This window comes from Rothia mucilaginosa, from assembly GCF_019334805.1.
In the GTDB taxonomy this organism is placed as follows: domain Bacteria; phylum Actinomycetota; class Actinomycetes; order Actinomycetales; family Micrococcaceae; genus Rothia; species Rothia mucilaginosa_C.
Window position 1 is genome coordinate 898,630 of record NZ_CP079822.1, and the last position, 23,020, is coordinate 921,649.

A 23,020-nucleotide genomic window follows, 5' to 3' on the forward strand; every position below is an offset into this window, starting at 1 on the left:
TCATGTTTAAATCGGCTCAGGTACTCGCATCAACCACCCTCCTCTGTTGCGTGCTAGCGCTCAGTGGATGCGGCGCGTCCCAGGCCGGTCAGGAAGCTGAAGGCACCTCGGCACAGCCGAGCGCTTCGGCTTCGGTCAAGCCCGGCACGATTCGAGTAGCCTCCGACGGGGCTACCCCTTCGGTGAGCCCGGGCTCCATTACCGTGGTGAACTCCCCCGACGCGGAACACCACGAGTCTTCCTCTGAGCACTCCGAGTCTTCCTCCCACACCGAGACTCACGAGTCGAAGCAGAGCTCTGACTCTCATTCCTCTGAGTCCTCCCACGAGGGTTCCGAGCAGAACAAGTCGGACGACTCTGATTCTCAGCAGGACTCCCAGAAGAGTTCAGACTCGTCTTCGCAGTCGGGTTCTCGCTCTTCGGGCAACTCTTCGAACTCCTCCGGTTCCTCGAACTCGTCGAATTCTTCCAACTCCTCGAATTCCTCGAGCTCTTCGGAGAAGTCCTCTAACTCCTCCAACAACAACGTTGAGGGTCCCGGCCAGTGCGATTTGGATGACCTGAACGTTTCGGTTGCTATTGGAGAAGGCTCCCCCGGCGCCCGAAACTACACCCTGTACTTCCAGAACTCCTCGAACTCCCCCTGCACCCTGCGCGGCTACCCGCGCGTGGTCCATGCGGGTCCTTCGGGAACCTGGGTTGGTCGTGAGGCTTCCACCTCCGACGAGTACATGAACCCTGCGGGTGTGACCCTCAACCCCGGCGATAGCACCACCGCGGTGCTGCGTTCGGTGTACCCGGCACGCTTCGGTGACGATTGCGGCAGCCGCCCGGTTCAGGGCTTCCTGGTGGGTCTTCCCTCCGGTTCCGGTGGCGTGATTGTTCCGCTGGATACGACCGCATGTTCCTCGTCTGTTCCGCAGCTGTCGGTGGGTCAATTTGGTGCCCGCTAACGCGGCGTTGCAGATGTGACAACATCTCTGGCACGTTGTGTGCGCATATAGTTCGCATATAGTTCAAGGGCGGTTCCCCTCGATGGGGAACCGCCCTTGAACTGTCTATAAACCTAGGGTTTAGCTTGAGCTATGCGGTAGCCGCACGCTCTTAGAGGGAGCGAGCGACCTCGTCGTGGCTGAAGCGTGCACCGCGCGGGTATGCGGGAGCCTCGCCGTGACCGATGTTGACGACGAGGAAGGGGATCTCTGCGTTATCCGCGAAGAATTCCTTCTTGATGCCGGCGAAGTCTGCGCCGGTCATGGGGCCAGCGTCCAGGCCGAGGGCACGGATTGCGGTGATGAAGTAGCCTGCCTGCAGGTGAGCGCTCAGCTCAGCGGCGGGGGTGGCAAGCTCCTCGGTGGTGTAGTAGCCCTTGATGAAGCCGGCAGCGTTGGGATTGAAGGTGTCAGCGTGCTCTACCCAGTTCGCGTCTGCGGAGAGGATTGCGGTCACCGGTGCCGCCTGAGTCTTTGCCTTGTTGCCGTCTGCCAGGTGCGCGACGAGGCGCTCGCGTGCCTCGGGGCTCTTGACCCAGGTGATGCGCAGGGGCTGGCTGTTGAAGGCGGTGGGGCCGTAGAAGGTCAGCTCCTGGATGCGGCGTAGCTGCTCGTCAGTAACGGGTTCCTCGGTAAAGGAGGAGACGGTGCGCGGCTCGTGGAAGAGGTTGATGAGCTGTTCTTCGTTCAGGCGGGTCATGGTGAGGCTCCTTTGGGTGTTCTCCCAGTCGATTACTTTACAGGGAAAATATTACATGCTCTATAGAAACCCTGTCAAGCACATCTTCCTCCCCCAGCTCCCAACAATTCAAGAGGCGCACACCATAAACCCCGCCCATAATAGATACATGACCGACGCACTCTCCCATTTCTCCACCCCCGTACGCGACTGGTTCCGTGCCACCTTCAGCGCACCCACCGCCGCCCAAGAAGGCGCCTGGGAGAGCATCCGCAACGGCAACAACACCCTCATCATCGCCCCCACCGGCTCCGGCAAAACCCTCGCCGCCTTCCTCTGGGCACTCGACGCCCTGCACCGCGAACACGAAGCCGGAACCGCAGGCGGCACGCGCATCCTCTACATCTCGCCCCTCAAAGCGCTCGGCGCCGACGTCGAACGCAACCTGCGCGCACCATTGATCGGAATCACCCGCCTAAGCGGAAACAACACGGGTGAACCGAGCATCAGCGTGGGCGTGCGTAGCGGCGACACCCCCGCACGCGAACGCCGCCAGCTCATCAGCAACCCGCCCGACATTCTCATCACCACCCCCGAATCCCTCTACCTCATGCTCACCAGCGCCGCCCGCAACACCCTCGCGGGCGTGACCACCGTGATCGTGGACGAGATTCACAACCTCGCCGCCACCAAACGCGGCGCGCACCTGGCGGTCTCCCTTGAACGCCTTGACGCGCTCCTCGAAAAGCCCGCGCAGCGCATTGGTCTCTCCGCAACCGTCGAAAACCCGGAGGCGGTCGCCCGGTTCCTCGGCGGCATTCAGCCGGTGACCATCATGAGCCGCCCGGTCGCCAAAGAATGGGACCTGCGTCTGAGCGTGCCCGTACCCAATATGGCGGCGCTCGGAGGCGCCAACGACTACGGGCAGGGGCTCTACGCCCCATCAGAATATGCGCCCTCGGAGGTGCCGGGCGGCGGGGGCTCAACTTCTGCCGGCTCGGCGCAGGGCGCGGCACAGCCTGCCCCCAGCGCAGCGAATACCCCGGCAAGCGCGCCCTACACGCTGGAAGATGCCATTGGCGTATTCCCCGGGCAGGAAGCCGACCAAGCGTACCCGACTCAGGCTGACGGTAACACCGCGCCCAAAAATACGCTCACCATCCCGGAAGAATCACTCCGTGAAACCGCCGATAGCGAGCGCCCGGAGCCTTCCATCTGGCCGCGTGTGCAGGAGCGCATCGTCGACCATATTGAGAACAACCGTTCTACGATTGTTTTCGTTAACTCGCGTGGACTAGCGGAAAAGCTCACCGCGGCACTCAACGATATTCACCTACGCCGCGTGCTCGCAAAGCAGGGCATCAGCCCCGAAGACTACGCGGCAGGCATCTGCGACATCGCCGAGGTGCCGCCGCTCGCCCGCGCGCACCACGGCTCCGTATCCAAGGAACAGCGCACCCTCATCGAGGAGGCACTCAAGGGCGGAACCCTGCGCTGCGTGGTCGCCACCAGCTCCCTGGAGCTGGGCATCGACATGGGCCACGTGGACCTCGTAATCCAGGTGGCCGCACCTCCCTCCGTCGCCTCCGCCCTGCAGCGCGTGGGCCGCGCCGGCCACCGCGTGGGCGATATTTCGCGCGGTGTCTTCTACCCCAAGCACCGCGGCGACCTCCTCGGGGCGACCGTGACCCTCGCGGGTATGCGCAGCGGAACCCTCGAGCCGCTTGCCATCCCCACCAACCCCCTGGACGTACTCGCCCAGCAGACCGTGGCCGCCTGCACCCTCGGGCCCATCAGCGTTGACTCCTGGTACGAGGCCCTGCGCCGCAGCGCCCCCTACTCCGAGCTGCCCCGCGCCCTCTTCGACGCCACGCTCGAAATGCTCGCCGGCCGCTACCCCTCCGACGAGTTCGCCGAGCTGCGCCCGCGCATCCTCTGGGATCGAACCCCCACCGAGCAGGCGCCCTCCGGCAGTATCGAGGGCCGCCCCGGGGCTCAGCGCCTCGCCGTCACCAGCGGCGGCACGATTCCCGACCGCGGGCTCTTCCCCGTCTATCTGGTCAGTGGCGATGAGGAGCGCGGCCCCAAGCGTGTGGGTGAGCTCGACGAAGAAATGGTGTACGAATCCCGCGCCGGCGAGGTCATCACCCTCGGGGCGAGTAGCTGGCGCATTGAAGAAATTACGCACGACGCGGTGCGGGTCTCCCCCGCACCCGGTCAGCCCGCGCGCCTGCCCTTCTGGCACGGCGACCGCATGGGCCGCCCCTACGCACTGGGCGTGCAGACGGGTGCGTTCACGCGCGCCCTCTCCAGCCTGGATGCCACCGATAGCGCCGCCGCCCGCCAGCAGCTCGAACAGCTCGGCCTGGACCGTTGGGCCGTGGACAATCTGCTGGCCTACCTGCGCGAGCAGCGCGAATCCACGGGTGCCGTTCCCTCCGACCGGCGCCTCATCGTGGAACGTCACCGCGACGAGCTGGGCGATTGGCGGCTGATTCTCCACTCGCCCCTGGGCTACTCGGTGCACGCCCCCTGGGCCCTCGCGGTGCGCACCCGCATTATCGAGCGCTACGGCGTGGACGCCTCGGTCATGGCGGCTGACGACGGCATCATCCTGCGTCTGCCCGCGATGGAGGACGTGCCGCCCGGGGCCGACCTCTTCCTCTTCGATCCCGAAGAGCTGGAGGGCATCGTCACCGAACGCGTGGGCGATTCGGCGCTTTTTGCGTCTCGGTTCCGTGAGAATGCGGCGCGTGCCCTGCTGTTGCCGCGCCGTGATCCGGGTAAGCGCACCCCGCTGTGGCAGCAGCGTCAGCGCGCCGCGCAGCTGCTGGATGTGGCGCGTAAGTACCCTGATTTTCCGGTGCTTTTGGAGACGGCGCGCGAGTGCCTGCAGGACGTGTACAATCTGCCGGCGCTGCTACAGGTGCACCGCGCTCTGGAGTCTCGCGGTATTGCCCTGATGGAGGTGGAGACCGAGGCTCCCTCGCCCTTCGCCCGCACCCTGCTCTTCGAGTACGTGGCCGAGCACCTCTACGACGCGGATGCGCCCGCCGCCGAGCGCCGCGCCGCCGCACTGTCGCTGGATCCGGCTCTGCTGGCGGAGTTGCTGGGTTCAAGCGGTCTGCGCGACCTGCTGGATCCGGCGGTTCTGGTGCAGACTCAGCAGCGTCTGCAGCGCACGGGTGAGCGTTACCGCGCCTGCGGTGTGGAGGGCGTGGCGGATCTTTTGCGTCAGCTGGGTCCGTTGAGCGCGCAGGAATTGAGCCTGCGTTTGCGGGCTGACAGCTTGCAGGCGGCGGCACCCGGCATTGAGCATGAAGATTCCGAAGATTACGGCGAGGAGTACAGTGCGCACGCCAGCACGGATCAGGCGCGTGCCCTGGCGGAGGAGCTGGTGCGCTCGCGCCGCGCGTTCTCGTTCATGGGAGCTGCCGATGGTTCCGCCGAGCCGCAGCTGTACTATGCGGTGGTTGAGGATGCCGCGCGCCTGCGCGACGGCCTGGGCATTATGCCCGCCGCGGCGCTACCGCTCGCCTTCCTGGAGCCGGTGGCCGAACCGCTCGAGGATCTGGTCTCCCGTTTTGCCCGCACCCATATTCCCTTCACGGCGCAGCAGGCGGCGGAGCATTTTTCGCGCCTGACCCCGGTGGGTGTGGGCGTACTGACTCCGGTGTTGCAGCGTCTTCAGCAGCAGCGCCGCCTGAGCTCCGGCGAGTTCCTGCCCGAGGTGTTGCGTGCCTCCGAGGCGGCTGGTGTTGAGTGGGTGGATGCGCAGGTTTTGCGCACGATTCGTGCCCGTTCTCTGGCGGCGTTGCGTGAGGAGATTGAGCCGGTATCGGCGCAGGTCTATGGCATTTTTCTACCTTTGTGGCAGAACGTTCGTTCTTTATCTGTGCGGGTTGCTCAGACCCTGCCGGAGGCGAGCGCCTACGGTGCGTTCATGCCCTCCCGCCGCACCGCCACGGTGGTAGGTGAGAGGGTGGCACCCCTCAGCACAGCGGCACCCAACCCGTTAGCTGAGCACGGCGCAGAACATACGGGACAAGATTCCGCCTCCGCCACGGAGGATCTGCTCACCACCATCGACCAGCTGGCGGGTGTGCGCGTACCGGCTTCCGCGCTGGAGACGCTGATTCTTCCGGCACGCGTGCCCGGCTACCAGCCGCACATGCTGGACGAGCTGATGGCAAGCGGCAGGGTGTTCTTCACCGGCGCCGGGCAGCTCGGCGGCGGTAGCGCGCAGAAGTCTGACGGCTGGATTCGCCTGCACTTGAGCGAGAGTTCCTCGCTGACCCTGGGTGAGGACTACCCGGAGCAGCTGTTGCGCGCGGAGAACCCGGAGCCTTGGGAGGCACTGCAGGCTCCGGGCACGCTGGAGCACGCCATCTATGAGGCGCTGGCTCACGGCGGCCTGTTCGTGCCGGCGCTACGTGAGCGGGTGGCGCAGCTGATGAGCGCGGCGGCACCAGCCGGTCAGGTGGTGACTTTCCCGGATACGGCGGAGATTTCGGCGGCGCTGTGGCGCCTGGTGTGGGCTGGTGCGGTGACGAACGATAGTTTCGCGCCAGTTCGGGCGATGCTTGCGGGCGTGCGCAGTGCGCATCCGACTCCGGCAACCCCTGCGCGCCTGTCGCGAGTGGGTCGCCGCGGTGCGGGTCGTATTGCGGCGGCGCGCGCCTCCATGGGTAACGGCTTGGCCGGCGGTTACGGCGCTGATAGCTATAGTTCCAGCGGCTACTCTGCGCCTGCCACCGGGCGTGGTCTGCGTTCCCTGCGCGGCGGGTTCCATACGACCGCCCCCGCCGTTGCCCCGCAGGATAGCGGCCGCTTCTCACGCGTGGACACGCTACTGCAGGAGCCTGTGGAGGCGACGGTTGCGGCACTCGCACGCGCCGACCTGCTGCTGGACCGCTACGGTGTGCTGACTCGCGGGTGCCTGCAGGTGGAGGATTCTACCGGCGGATTCTCGCAGCTGTACCGGATTTATTCGGCGGCTGAGGATCGTGCGCTGGTGCGTCGCGGCTACTTTATTGAGGGTTTGGGCGCGGCGCAGTTTGCCGCCCCCGCGACGGTGGACCTGCTGCGTTCTACCGCCGATAGCCTCAGTGTTCCCGCAGGTCCACAGGGTTTTGGCGCGACACAGGGTTTTGGTGCGAGTGCCTACACCCCGCAGCGTACCGATACGGAGCGGGTGTACGGCACGTTCACGGTGACCCTGTTGGCGGCGACCGACCCGGCGAACCCGTACGGTGCGGCGCTGAGCTGGCCCGCGATTCCCTCCTTTGCGCACGAGGGCGAGGGCACCGTGAAGCACCGTCCGGCACGCAAGGCGGGTGCCTGCGTGGTGCTGGTGGACGGCGCACCGGTGCTCTATGTGGAGCGTGGCGCGAAGACCCTGTTGGCTTTCACTACCGACCCGGTACTTCTGGAGGCGGCGGCCCCCGCCCTGGCGCGCCTGGTGTCCACCGGTGGCGCGGAGAAGATTTCGGTGGAGAAGGTCAACGATGTGGAGCTTTTGGGCACCCACACGGTGAGCACATCCACATTGGGCGCATCCGGCGGCGAGGTTGTAGAGCATCCGGTGGAGGCGCTGCGTACGGCGCTGCAGGCGCAGGGGTTCTACGCGACGGTTCGCGGCTTATCGCTACGCCGCTCCATTTAGACTGCGCCGTTCCATTTAGCCCGAGCCTCAAGCTTAGCCTCAGAATAAAACTATTTTCTTCAACCTCAACTTGAGCATCACAATGCCCCGCACCCTCATTGAAGGGGGTACGGGGCATTATGTTTCCCTACTCACGAACCGGGTGGTGTTCCCGGAGTCCACCACGTCGCAAGCGGCGTAGCGGAGGAATAACCGCCCGGATGTCCACGTCATCTTTGCCGTGGAGCACATAACCAAACATCGGAGCGGGAAGTCCTGTGTAGACCTGTCACTTCTTGAGGCGGCTAGTAGCCGCCGGTGAGGGTGTCCACGGCACCCAGGCACAGGTCGATAGCTTCTTCGAGCCCGAGCCCGCGGGAGCGAACGGTGCGCTGATCGCGGGGGTTGAGCTGCACGACGTGCATGGCGAAGTAGTCGACGAGCTGCAACCAGCCTCCGAGGATGACGCGGGTGCGGTCATTAATCGGCATGCCGGTGCGTTCAAGCATCCATTCGAGGTAGTCGGTAGGGTTGTTCGGGAAGTCCTCCCCACCGGGGGTGGGAACGCCGGCTACAACGAGGAAGTACGTGCGTAGCGCATTGCGCAACGCCTCTTCGGGGTTTTCGTGGTGCTCGCCAAGAGCCTCAAGGACTGCGTTGGCTTCGCGTCGGGTGACGGCTGCCGCCAGGGAGTCCTTGCCGGGAAAGTAGTGGTAGAGCAGGGCGCGGGTAATGCCTGCATCGCGGGCGATAGCGCTCATGGAGGCACCGAGCACGCCGCGACGAGTGAAATGTTCTGCAGCAATTTTCAGAATTTGCTCTTCGCGTTCGTGCGGTTCCATGCGCAGGGCACCGGTGCGAGGCTCCGCATTCTTTTGTGAATGTTCCATAACCTCTCCTATCGCATTTTCCGGTGCTTTGGAATTGTCCGATTGCACCGCTGTATTTGGGGGTGTTCCTTTAACCTCTGCATCCTTGCGCTGTTTCTGTCCCATTTCGACCCCTTCGTTCGAAATATCGAACTTCTGTGTCTTAATCGTACCGCTTTAAGGCTACTTTCAGCCTTTATTAAGGCGTTTATGACGTAGGGTGCCCAGGTTAGCATGTCTTTAATTGCTTTACATCTTTTATACTTAGAAAAATCAAAGGGGCTAAATTGAGGGTTATTGATTTATGATTTGACAGCATTTTCGAAAATACCGCACTTAAACGCTGTTTTTTGTAAAATTAATGCAGTTTTTTTAAATTAAATATCCAATAATTTCAAAAATTTGTGAAGTTTTCGTTTTCTCAACCACACGTTCACACAAACATTCATGAGTGTCAGACAAATCTGATTTCCACAACCCCACACCCAAACCCACGGTAATATTTCCGCCTGCATGCAGCTCAGCCCAACTCACTCAGTACGCCTCCAGCTTGCCTCCGAACCTACCCCGCCCAGGCGGTAGAGTAGAGCCATGCCCGCACAGAACACCGCACGCCCGCAGCCTATCGCACGCCCCGATACACAGCAGGGAATACAGCTCGCCTATCAGGCAAAGCCTGCACGCCGCACGCATCACCGTCTGCTGACCCCTCCGCTGGCTCAGAAGAACGGTATCGACCCGATTCAGTTGATCCTGCCGCTCATGGAGGAGCTCCCCGCCGATCTCACCCCGAGCAACACCGCACCGAACAATACGGCTCCGGCAACCATTGCGGATTACCTGATTGCGCGCTTCTACCCGAACGACCCGCAGATTATTCACGCCCGCTTTAATACCGGTGAGGTGCGTCTGGACGACGGCACGATCCTGACCGGCGATAGCCCCTATATGCCGGGTGAGCGCATCTGGTATTTCCGTGAGCTTGCCGATGAGCCGCAGCTACCCTCCGATATGCCGGTGCTCTACGAGGATGAACACGTGCTGGCGATTGATAAGCCGCATTTTCTGCCGACCACCCCGCGCGGTGCCTATATTGCGCAGACCGCGCTGACCAAGCTGCGGGTGCGCGAGGACAACCCGCTGCTGATTCCGATTCACCGCCTCGATCGCCCGACCGCGGGCGTGCTGCTCTTCGCTAAGACCGTGGAGGCGCGCCGCCCCTTCCAGATGATGTTTCAGCACCGTCAGGTGTCGAAGACCTACCGCGCCGTGGCGCCGGTTCCCGCCGATGCTACCGCCGCCGAGCAGGCGTTGAGCGAGGAGGGCCTGCAGGTGCGTTCGCATATTCAGAAGATTCGTGATCAGCTGCAGGTTCAGCAACTTTCGGAGGAGCAGTGCGCGGCGCAGGGCGTGGAACCGAATACGCTGACGACCGTAAAGATTCTGCGGACTTTCACCCCGAGTGCGCAGGCTGTTGAGGGGTGGCGTGCCGAGCCTACACTGAACGAAAAACGAGAATGGACGCTCTATGATTTGGCGCCTCACACCGGCAAGACCCACCAGCTACGGGCGCACCTGAACCTTTTGGGCTCCCCCATTCTGGGCGATGTGCTCTACCCGCAGGTGCTACCCGACGCCCCAGACCGTCCCGAGTACCCGCTGCAGCTGCTGGCGTACAGCCTGCACTTTGAGCACCCCATCACCGGCGAACAGGTGGACCTGTACAGCGGGCGTTCGCTGGCTGCCGCCGCCTAACCCGTTTTTGAGTGGCGTTCACCTCGTTCCCCGCGGTGCATCTTCTCGGCGGGCTCTCGAAAAGGGATCACACCCGAGAGCCCGCCCACAGCATCCGGGCGCTCAGAGGGTAAAAGGTGGGATAATTTCAGACGTAATACTTCACCGCAACTACAGAGGGTCCATGAAATCCCAGCCGTCTTCCCACAACGAGCAGTCTCTGGAGTCGATTAGCGAGTACGCCCAGCGCACCTCCTCGCACGCCGCTACCGCAGCCGACAGCGTCACCGACACCTTCGTGCACCGCATCCTCGGTGTTCCCGGCGCCCTCATCGGTTCGGTGCAAGTGCCCGACCCGCGCCCGCTGAGCCAGCGTCTGAACGCTTGGCACTACTGGTGGCAGGCGCACCTGCTGGACTGTGTGATTGATGCCGGTCAGCGTCACCTGCGCGAGGGCGATATTACTGCCGCCCAGGAGGAGCTGCACCGTGCCCGCGCGCTGTTGCGCGGCATTAACGTGCGTAATTACGGCCGCTTCGCGAACGACTACTTTGACGATATGGCATGGCTGACCCTCGCGGTGGGCCGCATGAACTCCTTCTGCATTGAGCTGACCGGCGCGAATGATGTCGCCGCCCAGGATGCTGGCGCGGCTCTTTTCGAGCAGTTGGCGAAGGGTTTCTCCCCGGTGGGTGGCATGAGTTGGCGCAAGTCCAAGCGTGATTTTGTGAATGCTGCGGCGACCGCGCCGACTGCTCTGGCGTATGTGCGGGCGGGCGACCCGAAGACTGCCGCCGCGCTCATGGACTGGATGAACGAAACCCTCTGGGATGCAGAACGTTCGCTCTATATTGACGGCGTGAATGTACGCGGCAACGAGTACGAATACGAACGCGGCGAATTCACCTACAACCAGGGAACCGCTCTGGGCGCCCTGCTGAGTTTGGCTGCATCCGGCGTGCCCTGCGAGGTGGACCCCGCAGAACGCGCCGAGCGCCTCATCGTCGGCATCGTCAAGCACATGACCGAAGAGGTGGAGTTCCTCTCCGGTGCGCGCCGCCGCATCCTCATCTCGCACGGCGACGGCGACGGCGGCCTGTTCACCGGCATTCTCGTGCGCTACCTGGGCATGGCGGCATCCTCGCCGCTGCTCAGCGATGAGGCGCGAGCGCTCGCCTCGAACCTGGTGTACTCGACCGCACGCGCCCTGTGGGAGGGTCGCCGCGAGTTCGACCCCAACCTGCCGATGAACGAGTACGGCATTGACCCGAATGAGATTCGCGGTAAGGCGCTCGTGCAGTTCTCCCCGCGGTTCACCGAGCCGATGAGCAAGGTTGTGAAGCCCGGTGCACCGGTGGAGCTGTCCACTCAGGTGCAGGCGTGGACTATTTTTGAGACGGCGGCGCGTCTGGCACATGCGCGTCACCTCGCCTCCCACGGCTTCTAAGGCACAGTTTCTAAAACCCTGCTGTTCTTTATCCCCAGCCCTAATCTTCTCCCTGCGGTGCGTTCTCGCATCGGCGCATTCTCCCAGTAGCGCAGAAGGTTAGGGCTAGATTCATTGCGGGGGCGTACACACGGGCGTACGGTGAATTTTATGCTTGCTTCAGAATCACAACAGGTCACTGCCAGCCCGAACGCTAACACCATTTTCATGGTGTGGAAGTTCAAGGAAGGCCTCAGCCAGGATGCGCTCATTGAGGGGTTCCAGAACCTCTGCGGGCTCGTCATTAACCTCAACCACACCGCCGCGAACCGCTACTCGCCCGAGAACGCCAGCATTGTGCTGGGTATCAGCCACAGCGCGTGGCTGACCCTGGATCTGCCCAAGCCGCTGCCGCAGGAGCTCGTGGAGTTCGAGGAGATTAGGGGCCATAAGCACACCGCGGTGTCCACTCCCGGCGATCTGCACTTCCACATCCGCGCGACTCAGCCGTCCGTCGCCTACGATATGGCGTCCGCTATTACCGCGGCTCTGCGCGATATTGCCGAGGTACTGGATGAGGTGCACGGCTTCCGCTACTGGGACGGCCGCTCCATCATCGGTTTTGTGGACGGCACCGAAAACCCGCAGACCCCCGCGGCACGTGAATACTTCGGTATCATCGGTGACAGCGATCCCATGTACAGGGGCGGCAGCTACCAGTTCGTGCAGAAGTACATCCACGACATGACCGCGTGGAACGCCCTGCCCGTCTCCGAGCAGGAGAAGGTCATTGGCCGTTCCAAGCACGACGACATCGAGATGAGCGAGGACGAGAAGCCCGCCAACTCGCACTCCGCTATCGCCAATATCGGTGACGACTTCAAGGTTATTCGCGACAACATGCCCTTCGGCACCGTGGGCAACAACGAGCTGGGCACCTACTTCATCTGCTACGCCAGCACCTTCTCGACCGTTCAGAAGATGCTCATGAACATGTTCATGGGAGTGGATGGCGCCAACTACGACCGTCTGCTGGATTTCAGCACTGCGGTGACCGGCACCCTCTTCTTCGTGCCGACTGTGGACATGCTCGGCGACTTCGCCGGCTAACTTCACCGGCTAGGGCGAGCTAAACCCAGCCACCCTGCCTGTACCCTAGTCTGCCTGTACCTCAGCCTGGCTGTACCCTAGCCTGACGGTACCCGCGCAAACCCCGCCTCCGGCAAGAGAGGCGGGGTTTTCCGGTAGGCTAGGGTGTAGACATTCAGACGGAAAGCAAACAATCGAGAGAAGAATGAGCGTTCTAGATAACTCTTTCCCCACCGAGGACTTTGGCTTCACCATCACCAGCCGCCTGGCGGACACCGCCTCCCCCAGCGCTGAACGTGTAGAAGCCAACGGCGGACAGTTCCGCGGACGCACCGGTGTCATCACCACCCCGCACGGACAGATCCAGACCCCCGCCTTCACCCCCGTGGGCACCAAGGCAACCGTCAAGGCGGTCCTGCCCGAATCCATGAAGGAGCTCGGCGCTCAGGCTCTGCTCTCCAACGCCTACCACCTGTACCTGCAGCCCGGCCCCGAAATCCTCGACGCGGCAGGCGGCCTGGGCGCCTTCATGAACTGGGACGGCCCGACCTTCACCGACTCCGGCGGCTTCCAGGTCATGAGCCTGGGCTCCGGCTTCAAGAAGGTTATCGACATGGGTACCGTCGCGGACGCTAAGGGCGCCGACGGCCGCCCCCTCGGTGACGACGACGTAGCGAAGGGCAAGGAACGCCTCGCTCACATTGACGACGACGGCGTGAACTTCAAGTCACATATTGACGGCTCGATCCACCGCTTCACCCCCGAGGTGTCCATGCAGGTTCAGCACCAGATTGGTGCGGACGTCATGTTCGCCTTCGACGAGCTGACCACCCTCTACAACTCCCGCGGCTACCAGGAGGAGGCGCTCGAACGCACCCGCCTGTGGGCGCTGCGCTGCATCGCTGAGCACCAGCGCCTGACCGCAGAGCGCGTGGGCAAGCCCTACCAGGCGCTGTTCGGCGTCATTCAGGGTGCACAGTACGAGGACCTGCGCCGCAAGGCATGCCAGGACCTCGGCTCCATGCCCTTCGACGGCTTCGGCATCGGTGGCGCGCTTGAGAAGGAAAACCTCGGCACCATCGTGCGCTGGTGCGCCGAAGAGCTGCCCGAATCCAAGCCCCGCCACCTGCTCGGCATCTCCGAACCCGACGACATCTTCGTCGGCATCGAAAACGGTGTAGACACCTTCGACTGCGTCTCCCCCACCCGCGTGGCACGCAACGCCGCCGTCTACTCCCCCACCGGCCGCTACAACATCACCAACGCGCGCTTCAAGGCGGACTTCTCGCCCATCTACGAGGGCTGCGACTGCTACACCTGCACCCACTACACCCGCGCCTACCTGCGTCACCTCTTCAAGGCGGACGAGCGCCTGGCGGCGACCCTCGCCTCCATCCACAATGAGCGTTTCATCGTGCGCATGGTGGACGACGCCCGCGAAGCCATCAAGGACGGCACCTACTTTGAGTACCGTGACGAGTTCCTCGGCAACTACTACTCCGGCAAGAAGCCCTAAACCCGCTCTTCAACCCGTTTAAGGAGAACCCTATGAGCATCACTCATGTTCCCGATGAGGAGCTTCTCGTCTTCGACCACGAGATCGCAGCCCCGGTCGAGGACGTCTTCGGCGCCTATCTGGACCCCGAACTGCTGGTCCGCTGGTACGGCCCCGCCGGCTGGCACGTGCGCCCCACCGACGTTGTCGTGGAGCCCGTCGTCGGCGGCATGCAGCGCCTGTCCATGATTAACGAGGTTGACCCCTCGGTGTCCTGCATTCTGCAGAGCCGCTTTTTGAGCATTGAACCGTTCAAGGAGCTCGAATACGCCGAGCAGCTGCCCGACCATCTGGGCAACCCCGGTAGCGTGCTGGTGTACCAGCGTCACCGTTTCTTCCCCGAAACCGTGATTACCGCCGACGGCGTGGGTTCCGGTACCCGCATCGTCATTGAGATTGGTCCCATGCCCGCCTCGGTCCACGAGGAGGTGCGCACCACCTGGCGTTCGACCTTCGCCCGCCTGGATGACGTGCTCGCCGCCCGCGCACGCGGGGAGCTCTAAAACCCGCCGCGCCAGCTACCTGAGATAGCTTCGAGACACGAAAGCGCCGCGTTGACGAATCAGTCGTCAACGCGGCGCTTGTGTTTACTGCCTAAAACTTTGCCGAGGTTGAGCCGCAGGCTAGTTGGTCAGCTTCACGGTAATGACGGTGCTACCACCATCCGGGGACACGCACTCGGGGGTCGCACGATCCGCGCCGTCACCCGGCTTCCAGTAGCAGCGCGCCGACATAACGGTACGCTCACCATTCGCCTTATCGGTCACCTCGGCGGGGTTCTGCACCACAAACTGGCGGATCAGCTCACGCGCAAACAGGCAATCCACCGCGCCAGAGGCTACCTGCACGGTCGCATTATGCTTCAGGTAGCCGGTAGCATCCATGCTGCCGCAGCTACCGCCCGCAGACTGAACATCCGAGCTGGACAGGCTCGCGGTGCTCGACGCCTTCGCCACTGCACTCGCCGAAGTATTCGCCTTAGCCGATGCGGAAGGGCTCGACGCCGCGCTCGCCTGCGCGGTCGCCGTGGGGCTTGCGGTGGTGATGGTTCCGGGGCTCACGGTAGCCGCCGCGGTGGGGGCGTACACGGTACCGGCAGTCGGGGTACTTTCAGTGACCGTTGCGGTGCGGGTGGGGCTGGCGGTTGCTTTCGCGCTCGTAGCGCTGGGGCTAGGGACTACGGTAGCGCTCGGAGAGGCGGTGGTAGCGCCTCCGGAGCATGCCGACAGCGCCAGCAGCAGCGTGGCACCGAGCGCTACGGGGCTGTAGCGCTTAGCGGTGCGGAGCGTAGTAGAAGAAGTCTGGGTAGAGTGCTTCTGTGCCGGATGCATGGTGACCTTTCTGCGTCATCGGTTCGGGTTCCTAACCAGTATTCTAAAGACGCTACCTGTGAGCTAGCTATACGGCATCTTAGGAGCCCGCAGGGTAGTCCCCCTAAGAACACAGCAGGAGGGGCTCCCCGGTATTGCGGGGAGCCCCTCCTGAGCTATCGACGAACCAGTATGCCCGCGCGCTCCGTTTTAGAGCTGACCGCCACCAATCGGAACCGAGTAGGTTCCGCCGTCCTGGCAGGTCATCATGCCATCCTCCGGCTCGCCGTAGCAGGTGATCTGCTTGCCGGAAGCTGCAGGGAATGTCGTCACATTATTCGGGCGCAACATGAGCGTGTTCGCAGTCGTGCTCTCGGCATGCAGGGTCGCGGGGGCGACATCCTCCACGTGCTCATCGTAGGCACCCGTAGCAAAATTCATGCGGGTGATGCGCACCGGTGCCGAGAAGGTACGACCCACCGCGCCGTTACCATCGGTGAGCTGACCGCCCAGACGACGCTCACAGGTCAGAGTCGACTCAGCGGGGTTCAACTCGCAGAGGGTGCGCTCATCGTAGCTCTTGAAACGGTAGTAGCCGGCACCGGAGTCGTACCGGGCAGGATCCATGAGGAACGGAATGTCGGGAGCGTCCGGATTCTGCAGGCGAGCCACGAAGGCGACATCATCGCCAATAGTGCATTCGGGGGCGCCGCGATCCTCGCGACGGTTCTCAGCCATCGCGTACTGCGGGTTCCAGTAGCAGGTGGCATCCTGAACCTTCGCCACCTGGTGCTGGGTCAGGTTGTCGTCGGCACGCGGGGTGGTGATGTACTCGGTCAGCACGTCCAGGGCGTGGGCGCAGTCCACGGTACCGCGCAGCACCATGATTTCCGCGCCGGTCTTCAGGTAGCCCTTGCGTCCGATGTGTCCGCAGCGCTCGCCGGCGGAGGCGCGCTCAGCCTCCACCTTTTCGGGCGCGCGGGGAGTGTCACCGGTGGGGGTCGCTGCCGCGACGGGGGCTCCCTTCGCTTCAGCGGGTGCGGAGGACTCGGACGCCTTCGCCTCGGCGCTCTCGCTGGGGGCGGGTGCCTGAGTCTCGGTGACGGTCGGCTCGGTCTTCTTCGTCGGGGACGCGGTGGAGGAAGGAAGCGGGTACTGCGAGTGGTTAGCCGTGCTGGAGGGGCTTGGGGTCGACGAAGAGTTTTCGCTCTTAGAACCGCCAAAGCAACCGGTCAGGGCAAGAAGCAGGGCGGCGGCGCATCCGGTGGCGCGCATCGTGCGGCGACCCCAGCCGGCGGGGTCTGCCTGAGTGTGGTGGAACGACATTGTTATCTCTCCCGGGAATGAACCTTTTGCACCCTTTGCAGAAGGTATTTAAAGCATACGCTTGACCCCGTTCAAGACCGGTTTATTACAGCGGAGCGCCGGTATCTACCCCTACTTCTGCGGCAGGTAGGAGCTCAATAGTTCACGCTGCTCGGGGGTCAGTCGAGTCAGTCGCCCCGCAATGGAGTCCCAGAACGCCAGCACGGTAAAAGCACGCACGCATTCACGGCCGTCCACCGGGGAGAGAATTGAGTAGCCAATACGCACGGATGCGGCGCTGACCTTCTCCACGCTCAGGCGCACCGGCACGGGCTCACCGGTGTAGGGCAGCTGAGCCAGGTAGCGGATGCCGTGCTCGGCAATGAGCGCCTGCACGCCCTCGGCAACCAGGTCGAAAAGCGGAATCGGAGGCTGCGGTGCCACGGTGGGCTTCTGCCCGGAGGAGGGCGGCGGGCCAAAGAGCGCCACGCGGGCTTCTTCCATGACCGAGAGGATGGCAACGTTGTTGACGTGCCCGTAGGCATCCATATCGCCCCAGCGTGCGGGTACGTGCACCAGCAGTTCGTCGGTGGTGCCAGCCTCGGAGGTGGAGTTCTTTTCGGGGGTGTTTTCGTGGCTTTGCATGGTTTTAACTCTACTCCCCCGCCGCTTTGAGGGGGCTATTCGCACGAATCCGCAAGATAGAACAAACGAATCAGTTAATCATGATTCGGGTGCTAGAAATATATTTGGCAGTTAAAGCGATGAGGCTCGAAAGCTACGATGCTTTCGAGCCTCATCCAACACACAGACATTTGAACGCATACAAGATCATACGGTTCACTGTCTATCATAGACCCGCTCTGAGAGTCCACGGTATTTTTACGGGTTTATTACGAGGAATTCCGAAAAGTTTCCGTATTTTTCGTTTATTACTCGCGCTAGCCGCGGACTACCCTGATCAAGGCCTCAGGGAACAAAGCTCCCAGAGCGCAGAACCGCAGTTCCTAACGACCCAGCTTCGCCGCGGTCTCCAGAGCATGGTCGGCGTCGTACTGCATAGCGTCATACTCACCGGTTGCCTTCTGAGCCTCCACGAAGGTCTGCTCATCAATCATGTGAGTGTGGCGAATACGGGCGAAGTACAGCAGGCTCAGCACCACAAAGTAGCCCACGCCCACAATTGCCGGAACCATGGAACCGCGCACCATGAAGAGCGCAACCCACACCGCGAAGAGCAGCAGAACGCCCACCGCTGCGGTGAACTGGCCACCCCACAGGCGGAAACCATCGGTCGCCGGCTCAACACGCTTGTACACGATGTACGCGAAAAGAATCAGAACCCACACGGTCAGCGCGCACACCATAATCACAAAAATCATGGAGAGGAACGCTTCCTTCGGGCTGTACAGAGCCAGCAGAATAGCAATCACCATACCGCTGGTTGATAGCCATACCGCACGCGCCGGAACGCCGGCACGGTTCACCTGAGCCAGCTGGATAGGCGCCATACCGTCAACCGCCAGCGAGTGCATCAGACGCGCACCCGCGTACAGGTTCGCGTTCGCGCTCGACAGCGCCGCAATCAGCACCACAAAGTTCACGAAGTGCGCCACACCGTGCACACCCAGCTGCTCAAAGACCAGAACGAACGGGGAAGCTTCCACCGCATCGCCCAGGCCCGACGCCGAACGCCACGGAATAATAGCCACAACAATCAGAACTGCCAGCACGTAGAAGGTCGCCAGGCGAATCATCATCGCCTTCGCCGAGGAACGCACCGAACGGGAGGGGTCCTTCGCCTCCGCAGCAGAGATCGAAATCATCTCAATACCGCCGAAGGAGAACATCACAACAGCCAGCGACAGCCACACCGACTGAGGGCCGTTAGGCATGAAACCGCCGTCGTTGAAGAGGTTTGCGGTACCCACCGCGGCGTGACCGGGCAGGCCGAAGAAAACCAGGCACAGGCCCACCAGCAGGAAGGCAACAATCGAAATGACCTTAATCGAAGACAGGAAGAACTCCAGCATGCCGAAAGACTTCACGCTCGTCAGGTTCAGCACAATCAGCGCCACACCAAACACAGCAATACCAACCCACAGAGGCAACTGCGGCCACCAATAATTCAGGTAGGTTGCCACCGATACCAGCTCAACACCGGCAATCAGAACAGTCGCAGTCCAGTAGGCAATGCGAGTCAAAAAGCCCGCGAAGGGGCCCAAGTAGCGGGTAGCAATAGTACCGAAACCGCCACGGACAGGGTAGCGAACCGCCATTTCACCGGTTGCCGCGCCAATCACCGAAGCGAGCGCAGAACCAATAGCGTAGGTGAGAATGACCGCAGGACCAGCCATCGCAATGGCGGTGCCCGAACCCAAGAAGAGGCCCGTACCGAGCGCAGAACCCATCACAATCATGGTCATCTGTCCGTGGGACAGCGAACGCTTCAGGGTGCGCGATCCGGCGGTCCCCGCTGCAGCGTGGCTGCGGGTATCGTCGTTGTGGGACACGAAGGTGCCTTCCGTCAGTACGCCTTAGGGGCGTGATGTGCAATGTGTGCTCGCACCCGGCTTCTGCGGCTTCTAGCCTCGTTGACGGGTACGAATAGTTAACTATTCTACGGGCACACTCACATCGCTCAGAACGGCACCGTCTAGAGCACACAAGCGAAAGGCAACGAACGGGGGTGCTCCCCCATCCGGTGCCTTTTATGTTTTAGCCTCGCGAGGCTTTCACGCTATTTAGTGCTGTGCCGCGCTGGTATCCTCGTCGGCGTGCATAGCGTCCAGGTCGGGGCGCTCATAACCGCCCTGAGCCTTCGAGGAGATGGCGTAGCCAATAGAAATCAGCACGAAGAAGACGATGCCGACCATGATGGATTCCTGAACACCCGAGCCGGGCAGCATGAACATTGCCGCCAGGGTCGCCAGAACACCCGCCAGAGCCAGGCCTGCGGTGACGCGGCCACCCAGAACAGTGAAGGAGGAGGCGTCCTTCTGGTCCTTCTTGTACGCCTGGTAGGTCAGCAGAATCATGACCCACACAACCAGGATGCACAGGGTCACCAGCGCCATGAGCAGCGCAAAGATGTCGCCAATCTTGGCAACAGCCATCACGGTTGCCACGACAACGCCGGTGAAGGAGATGAGCAGAGCCACGACCGGCACGCCGCGCGAGGAGGTGCGTGCAGCCACTGCGGGAGCCATACGGTCAGAGCCCAGGGCGTGCAGCAGGCGAGTTGCCGCGTACAGGGAGGCGTTAGCGCCAGAGAGCGCAGCAACGAGCACCACGAAGTTCATGATGTCCGCCGCGAAGGGGATACCCAGTTCAGAGAAGACGAGCACGAACGGCGACTCGGTCAGCTCCGAGTTCTGTGCGGCGGTCTGCCAGGGCACCAGGCACAGAATAATTGCCATGGACACCACGTAGAAGGTGGACAGGCGCCAAATCATTGCCTTCACGCTGGTTGCCACCGAGCGTGCCGGGTCTTTCGCCTCCGCTGCGGAGAGAGAAATCATTTCCACACCGCCGAAGGAGAACATGACAACAGCCATCGAAATCCAGATGGATGCCGGGCCGTTGGGCAGGAAGCCACCGTCGTTCACGAGGTTTGCGGTACCCGCCGCGGCGTGACCGGGCAGGCCCACGAACACCAGCAGTACACCAATCACCATGAACACGATGACGGCAGAAACCTTAATCGAAGAGAGCATGAACTCCAGGGCGCCGAAGGACTTCACGCTCACCAGGTTCAGCACCAGAATAATTGCGCCGAAGAGGGCGACGAACACAGCCAGGGGAACGTCCGGGAACCAGTACGCCATGTAGTGGCCAACCGCCACCAGCTCAGCGCCAGCCAGCGGCACGGTGCACGCCCAATACGCCCAGCGAGTCAGGTAGCCGCTAAAGGGGTTCAGGTATCGGCTCGCAATGGTGCCGAAACCGCCCTGGACGGGGTGACGCACGGACATTTCGCCCGCGCACGCAGCAATGGTTGCCGCAATCATCGAACCAATAGCGTAAGAGAGGATTGCGCCGGGGCCCGCAATTTTAATGGCGGAGGAGGAGCCCAGGAACAGGCCCGTACCCAGCGCCAAGCCCATCGCAATCATGGTCAACTGGCCGTGGGAGAGGGAACGATTCAACGAGTCGTTCTTCTCCGACTGCTCGGGGGTGTTCCCCTGCAGTTTAGACATAACGTATCTCTTTCTTAGACATGCTGTGTATTGAATAAAGCTGAAATGGCAATGCCGCCCGGTCGTTAGGCCGGGCGGCTCTGCACATCAGCTGTCAGGAGGTTAGCTTATGCCACGTACTCGAGTTCGTGACGCTTGAACCAACCAATAATCGGGTAGCTGATCGGCATGAGGATCACCTCGACCAGGCACTTATAGATATAGCCAATCAGTACGTAGTTGATGAATGCTTCCACGGTGTCGATGCCGAGCACCGGTGCCGCAATGGAGCAGAAGATAACGGTATCGAGCAGCTCACCGACCAGGGTGGAGACGATCATACGCAGCCACAGGAAACGGCCCTTGCTTGCCTTCTTCATTGCCACCATGACCCAGGCGTTCAGGGTCTGACCGAAGAGGTAACCGAGCAGGGAGCCCGTAAAAATCTGCCAGACCGGGCCGAGAACCTGCTCGAACGATTCCTGGCCTTTGTAGAAGCTCGCAGCGGGCAGGTGCACAATCAGCAGAAAGCACAGGGCGGCAAAAGCAGCCGCGGCAAAGGACGCCACAATCGCGCGGCGGGCACGCTTAAAGCCGTACACCTCAGAAAGAAGGTCGCCAATAACGTAGGCGAGCGGGAAGAGGAAGAAACCACCGTCGGTGACGATGGTGTTACCAATGAGGGGCAGCTCGAAGGGCAGCGGGCCGAACTCCACGCCCTTGGTTGCACCAATATTCGAAATGATCAGGATGACGCAGGATGCGCCCAGCAGCAGATCAAAGTAGCCGCGGCGACCAGCCCAGGGCACCGTAACGGTGCTCGTCTGAGCCTTAGATTCGCTAACGGGTTTAGCCATTACTTTCCCCAAGTCTTTCTTCATGCGATGTGTTTCTTCACGCAAGGTACGAGCCCTCACGCGTGGTGGTGAACCTGCAATGCAGGGCAGGGGTCACCGGCTCGTCTGCCACCCGAGCCTATCTAATAGTACCTATATGCCGTGCCGGCGGCAGGTTTGTGGGCTTCGTTCAAGAGTGTGGACGCTCATGACCACCCCGCCAGCCTTCCTGACCGCACATTTACAATAAATGTATGAAGAATCTGGGCCACGGAATTCACCGCACTGAGCAGGTGGTATCCCTGCTGGGGGCGGGGCGTGCGCTACGCGCCTCGCTTCGGCGGTCGGTACGGGGTTCTTCACAGCAGGTGCGGAGGCGGCGGCACCGTAACCAGCGGCGGCTGAGCGCGCATATTCCGCGTCTGTATCCGCTTTTTGCCTATGCGGCGCAGGCTGTGCGCACCGGTCTTTCCCTGCTGGAGCCGATGTTTCTGGCTTCGTCTGAGCTGCTCGGCTACCGGTCGTTTACGCATCGCGGGCGCAATATCTACTATCGGGTCGATAACCTGAACCTTCTGTTCGAGTCTGAGTCTGCGCCCGGTGTGCTGTTCTATTTTGATGGCGACCACCTCTCCCGTGTGGGTAGCCGCCTGTTGCGCCGAGACTCCCCGTTGCGTGCCGAGTTGGCGCAGGTGGCAGCTGAGTTCAATATGCTGTCGGTGCCGGTGCTGTCGCCGGGTAGCCTGCGGGAGCCGCGTCTGGCCGATGGTGATTCTTATGCGCCTCCGCTGACCTATAACTGGTGGGTTCGTGCCCGCTCGAACGGCAGGATGGTTCGCGCCCTCATTGAGGAAATTGCCCTGGCGTACGGGGTGGATACGAGCCGTATCTGGCTTGCGGGCTATTCGGGTGGCGCCGAGTTCCTCAGCTACGAGCTGCTGTCACACGATATTGAGTGGATTCGTGGAGGTGGCGCCACCTTTATCGGTGGCGGCGGTACTGACGGCGTGCCGGCTCGGGTGCGTGAGCGGGCTGCGCTGAATCCTTCTTCGCATGCGCATCTGTTGATGAGCTGGCATGTGGGTGTGCTGGATGGTCGTTCGCCGTCGGCTCGTCGGCGTATGGCGACGAGTTCTGAGGGGAGTTGGTCGGCGCGGATTGCGGTGCAGGAGGGTAGTGCGTTCTACGAGGGTTTGGGTGCGCGGACTTTGTTGCAGGTGACTCCGGGGCGTGGCCATACGGGGTATCCGATTGCGTCGTTGGTGGGTGCTGATTTGGCGGCTGCTACGCGTTTGGGCTTCTTGTAGTGCCGGTCGTTCTGTCATATTTGTGAAAATTCGCATGGATTGGGCAAATTTCTTGGTGACACATTCGATAAATTCGTCATTTGCTGACGATTTGGG

17 protein-coding genes are annotated in these 23,020 nt (G+C 62.1%); 8 read left to right on the forward strand and 9 right to left on the reverse strand.

Annotation, left to right across the window (positions count from 1 at the left end; translation table 11 throughout):
- Positions 1-2: 2 nt before the first annotated feature.
- Positions 3-953: a DUF4232 domain-containing protein gene (locus LPB405_RS03480; RefSeq protein ID WP_012904175.1), complete on the forward strand. Its 951-nt coding sequence runs from the start codon at positions 3-5 to the stop codon at positions 951-953.
- A gap of 151 nt (positions 954-1,104) precedes the next feature.
- Here LPB405_RS03480 and LPB405_RS03485 read toward each other — a convergent pair whose 3' ends face one another.
- Positions 1,105-1,692 (reverse strand): malonic semialdehyde reductase, encoded by a 588-nt coding sequence (locus LPB405_RS03485; RefSeq protein ID WP_219101909.1) that lies wholly within the window; start codon positions 1,690-1,692, stop codon positions 1,105-1,107.
- 148 nt (positions 1,693-1,840) lie between these two features.
- Here LPB405_RS03485 and LPB405_RS03490 point away from each other — a divergent pair, with 148 nt between their 5' ends.
- Positions 1,841-7,336 (forward strand): DEAD/DEAH box helicase, encoded by a 5,496-nt coding sequence (locus LPB405_RS03490; protein WP_219101910.1) that lies wholly within the window; start codon positions 1,841-1,843, stop codon positions 7,334-7,336.
- A 284-nt stretch (positions 7,337-7,620) separates the two neighbouring features.
- On the opposite strand, the gene LPB405_RS03495 is transcribed toward LPB405_RS03490, so the two are convergent.
- Positions 7,621-8,205, reverse strand: coding sequence for a TetR/AcrR family transcriptional regulator (locus LPB405_RS03495; RefSeq protein ID WP_070691839.1), 585 nt, complete (start codon positions 8,203-8,205; stop codon positions 7,621-7,623).
- Between the two features lie 351 nt (positions 8,206-8,556).
- A complete protein-coding gene (locus LPB405_RS03500) occupies positions 8,557-8,718 on the reverse strand; it encodes a hypothetical protein (RefSeq protein ID WP_219101911.1) in 162 nt (53 codons plus the stop codon).
- 57 nt (positions 8,719-8,775) lie between these two features.
- Between LPB405_RS03500 and LPB405_RS03505 the strand changes: the two genes are divergently transcribed.
- The 5 genes from LPB405_RS03505 (at position 8,776) to LPB405_RS03525 (ending at position 14,491) form a co-directional block, all read left to right on the forward strand.
- A complete protein-coding gene (locus tag LPB405_RS03505; RefSeq protein WP_219101912.1) occupies positions 8,776-9,939 on the forward strand; it encodes a pseudouridine synthase in 1,164 nt (387 codons plus the stop codon).
- A gap of 163 nt (positions 9,940-10,102) precedes the next feature.
- Entirely contained in the window at positions 10,103-11,365 is a 1,263-nt protein-coding gene (locus LPB405_RS03510) for a glycoside hydrolase family 76 protein (protein WP_219101913.1), read from the forward strand.
- A 150-nt stretch (positions 11,366-11,515) separates the two neighbouring features.
- Positions 11,516-12,454, forward strand: a complete 939-nt coding sequence (locus tag LPB405_RS03515) for a Dyp-type peroxidase (RefSeq protein WP_219101914.1) — start codon at positions 11,516-11,518, stop codon at positions 12,452-12,454.
- Positions 12,455-12,638: 184 nt separating this feature from the next.
- Entirely contained in the window at positions 12,639-13,949 is a 1,311-nt protein-coding gene (gene tgt / locus LPB405_RS03520; protein ID WP_044150805.1) for a tRNA guanosine(34) transglycosylase Tgt, read from the forward strand.
- Positions 13,950-13,981: 32 nt separating this feature from the next.
- Positions 13,982-14,491, forward strand: a complete 510-nt coding sequence (locus LPB405_RS03525) for an SRPBCC family protein (protein WP_005507177.1) — start codon at positions 13,982-13,984, stop codon at positions 14,489-14,491.
- Between the two features lie 120 nt (positions 14,492-14,611).
- Here LPB405_RS03525 and LPB405_RS03530 read toward each other — a convergent pair whose 3' ends face one another.
- From LPB405_RS03530 to LPB405_RS03555, 6 genes are all read right to left on the reverse strand, one after another.
- Positions 14,612-15,319 carry a hypothetical protein gene (locus tag LPB405_RS03530; protein WP_219101915.1) on the reverse strand — a complete coding sequence of 236 codons (708 nt, stop codon included), beginning with the start codon at positions 15,317-15,319 and terminating at the stop codon, positions 14,612-14,614.
- A gap of 189 nt (positions 15,320-15,508) precedes the next feature.
- A complete protein-coding gene (locus tag LPB405_RS03535) occupies positions 15,509-16,624 on the reverse strand; it encodes a phosphoglycerol transferase (protein WP_219101916.1) in 1,116 nt (371 codons plus the stop codon).
- 111 nt (positions 16,625-16,735) lie between these two features.
- Complete coding sequence (locus LPB405_RS03540; RefSeq protein WP_219101917.1) at positions 16,736-17,248, reverse strand: acyl-CoA thioesterase; 513 nt, start codon at positions 17,246-17,248, stop codon at positions 16,736-16,738.
- A gap of 362 nt (positions 17,249-17,610) precedes the next feature.
- The gene (locus tag LPB405_RS03545) at positions 17,611-19,116 is read right to left on the reverse strand and encodes an amino acid permease (RefSeq protein WP_219101918.1); all 1,506 of its coding nucleotides are present in this window, start codon (positions 19,114-19,116) and stop codon (positions 17,611-17,613) included.
- A 231-nt stretch (positions 19,117-19,347) separates the two neighbouring features.
- Positions 19,348-20,802: an amino acid permease gene (locus LPB405_RS03550; protein ID WP_219101919.1), complete on the reverse strand. Its 1,455-nt coding sequence runs from the start codon at positions 20,800-20,802 to the stop codon at positions 19,348-19,350.
- 107 nt (positions 20,803-20,909) lie between these two features.
- Entirely contained in the window at positions 20,910-21,638 is a 729-nt protein-coding gene (locus LPB405_RS03555) for a queuosine precursor transporter (protein WP_219101920.1), read from the reverse strand.
- Between the two features lie 233 nt (positions 21,639-21,871).
- Here LPB405_RS03555 and LPB405_RS03560 point away from each other — a divergent pair, with 233 nt between their 5' ends.
- On the forward strand, positions 21,872-22,924 hold the full coding sequence (locus LPB405_RS03560; RefSeq protein WP_219101921.1) for a hypothetical protein: 1,053 nt from the start codon (positions 21,872-21,874) through the stop codon (positions 22,922-22,924).
- The last annotated feature ends 96 nt before the right edge of the window (positions 22,925-23,020 follow it).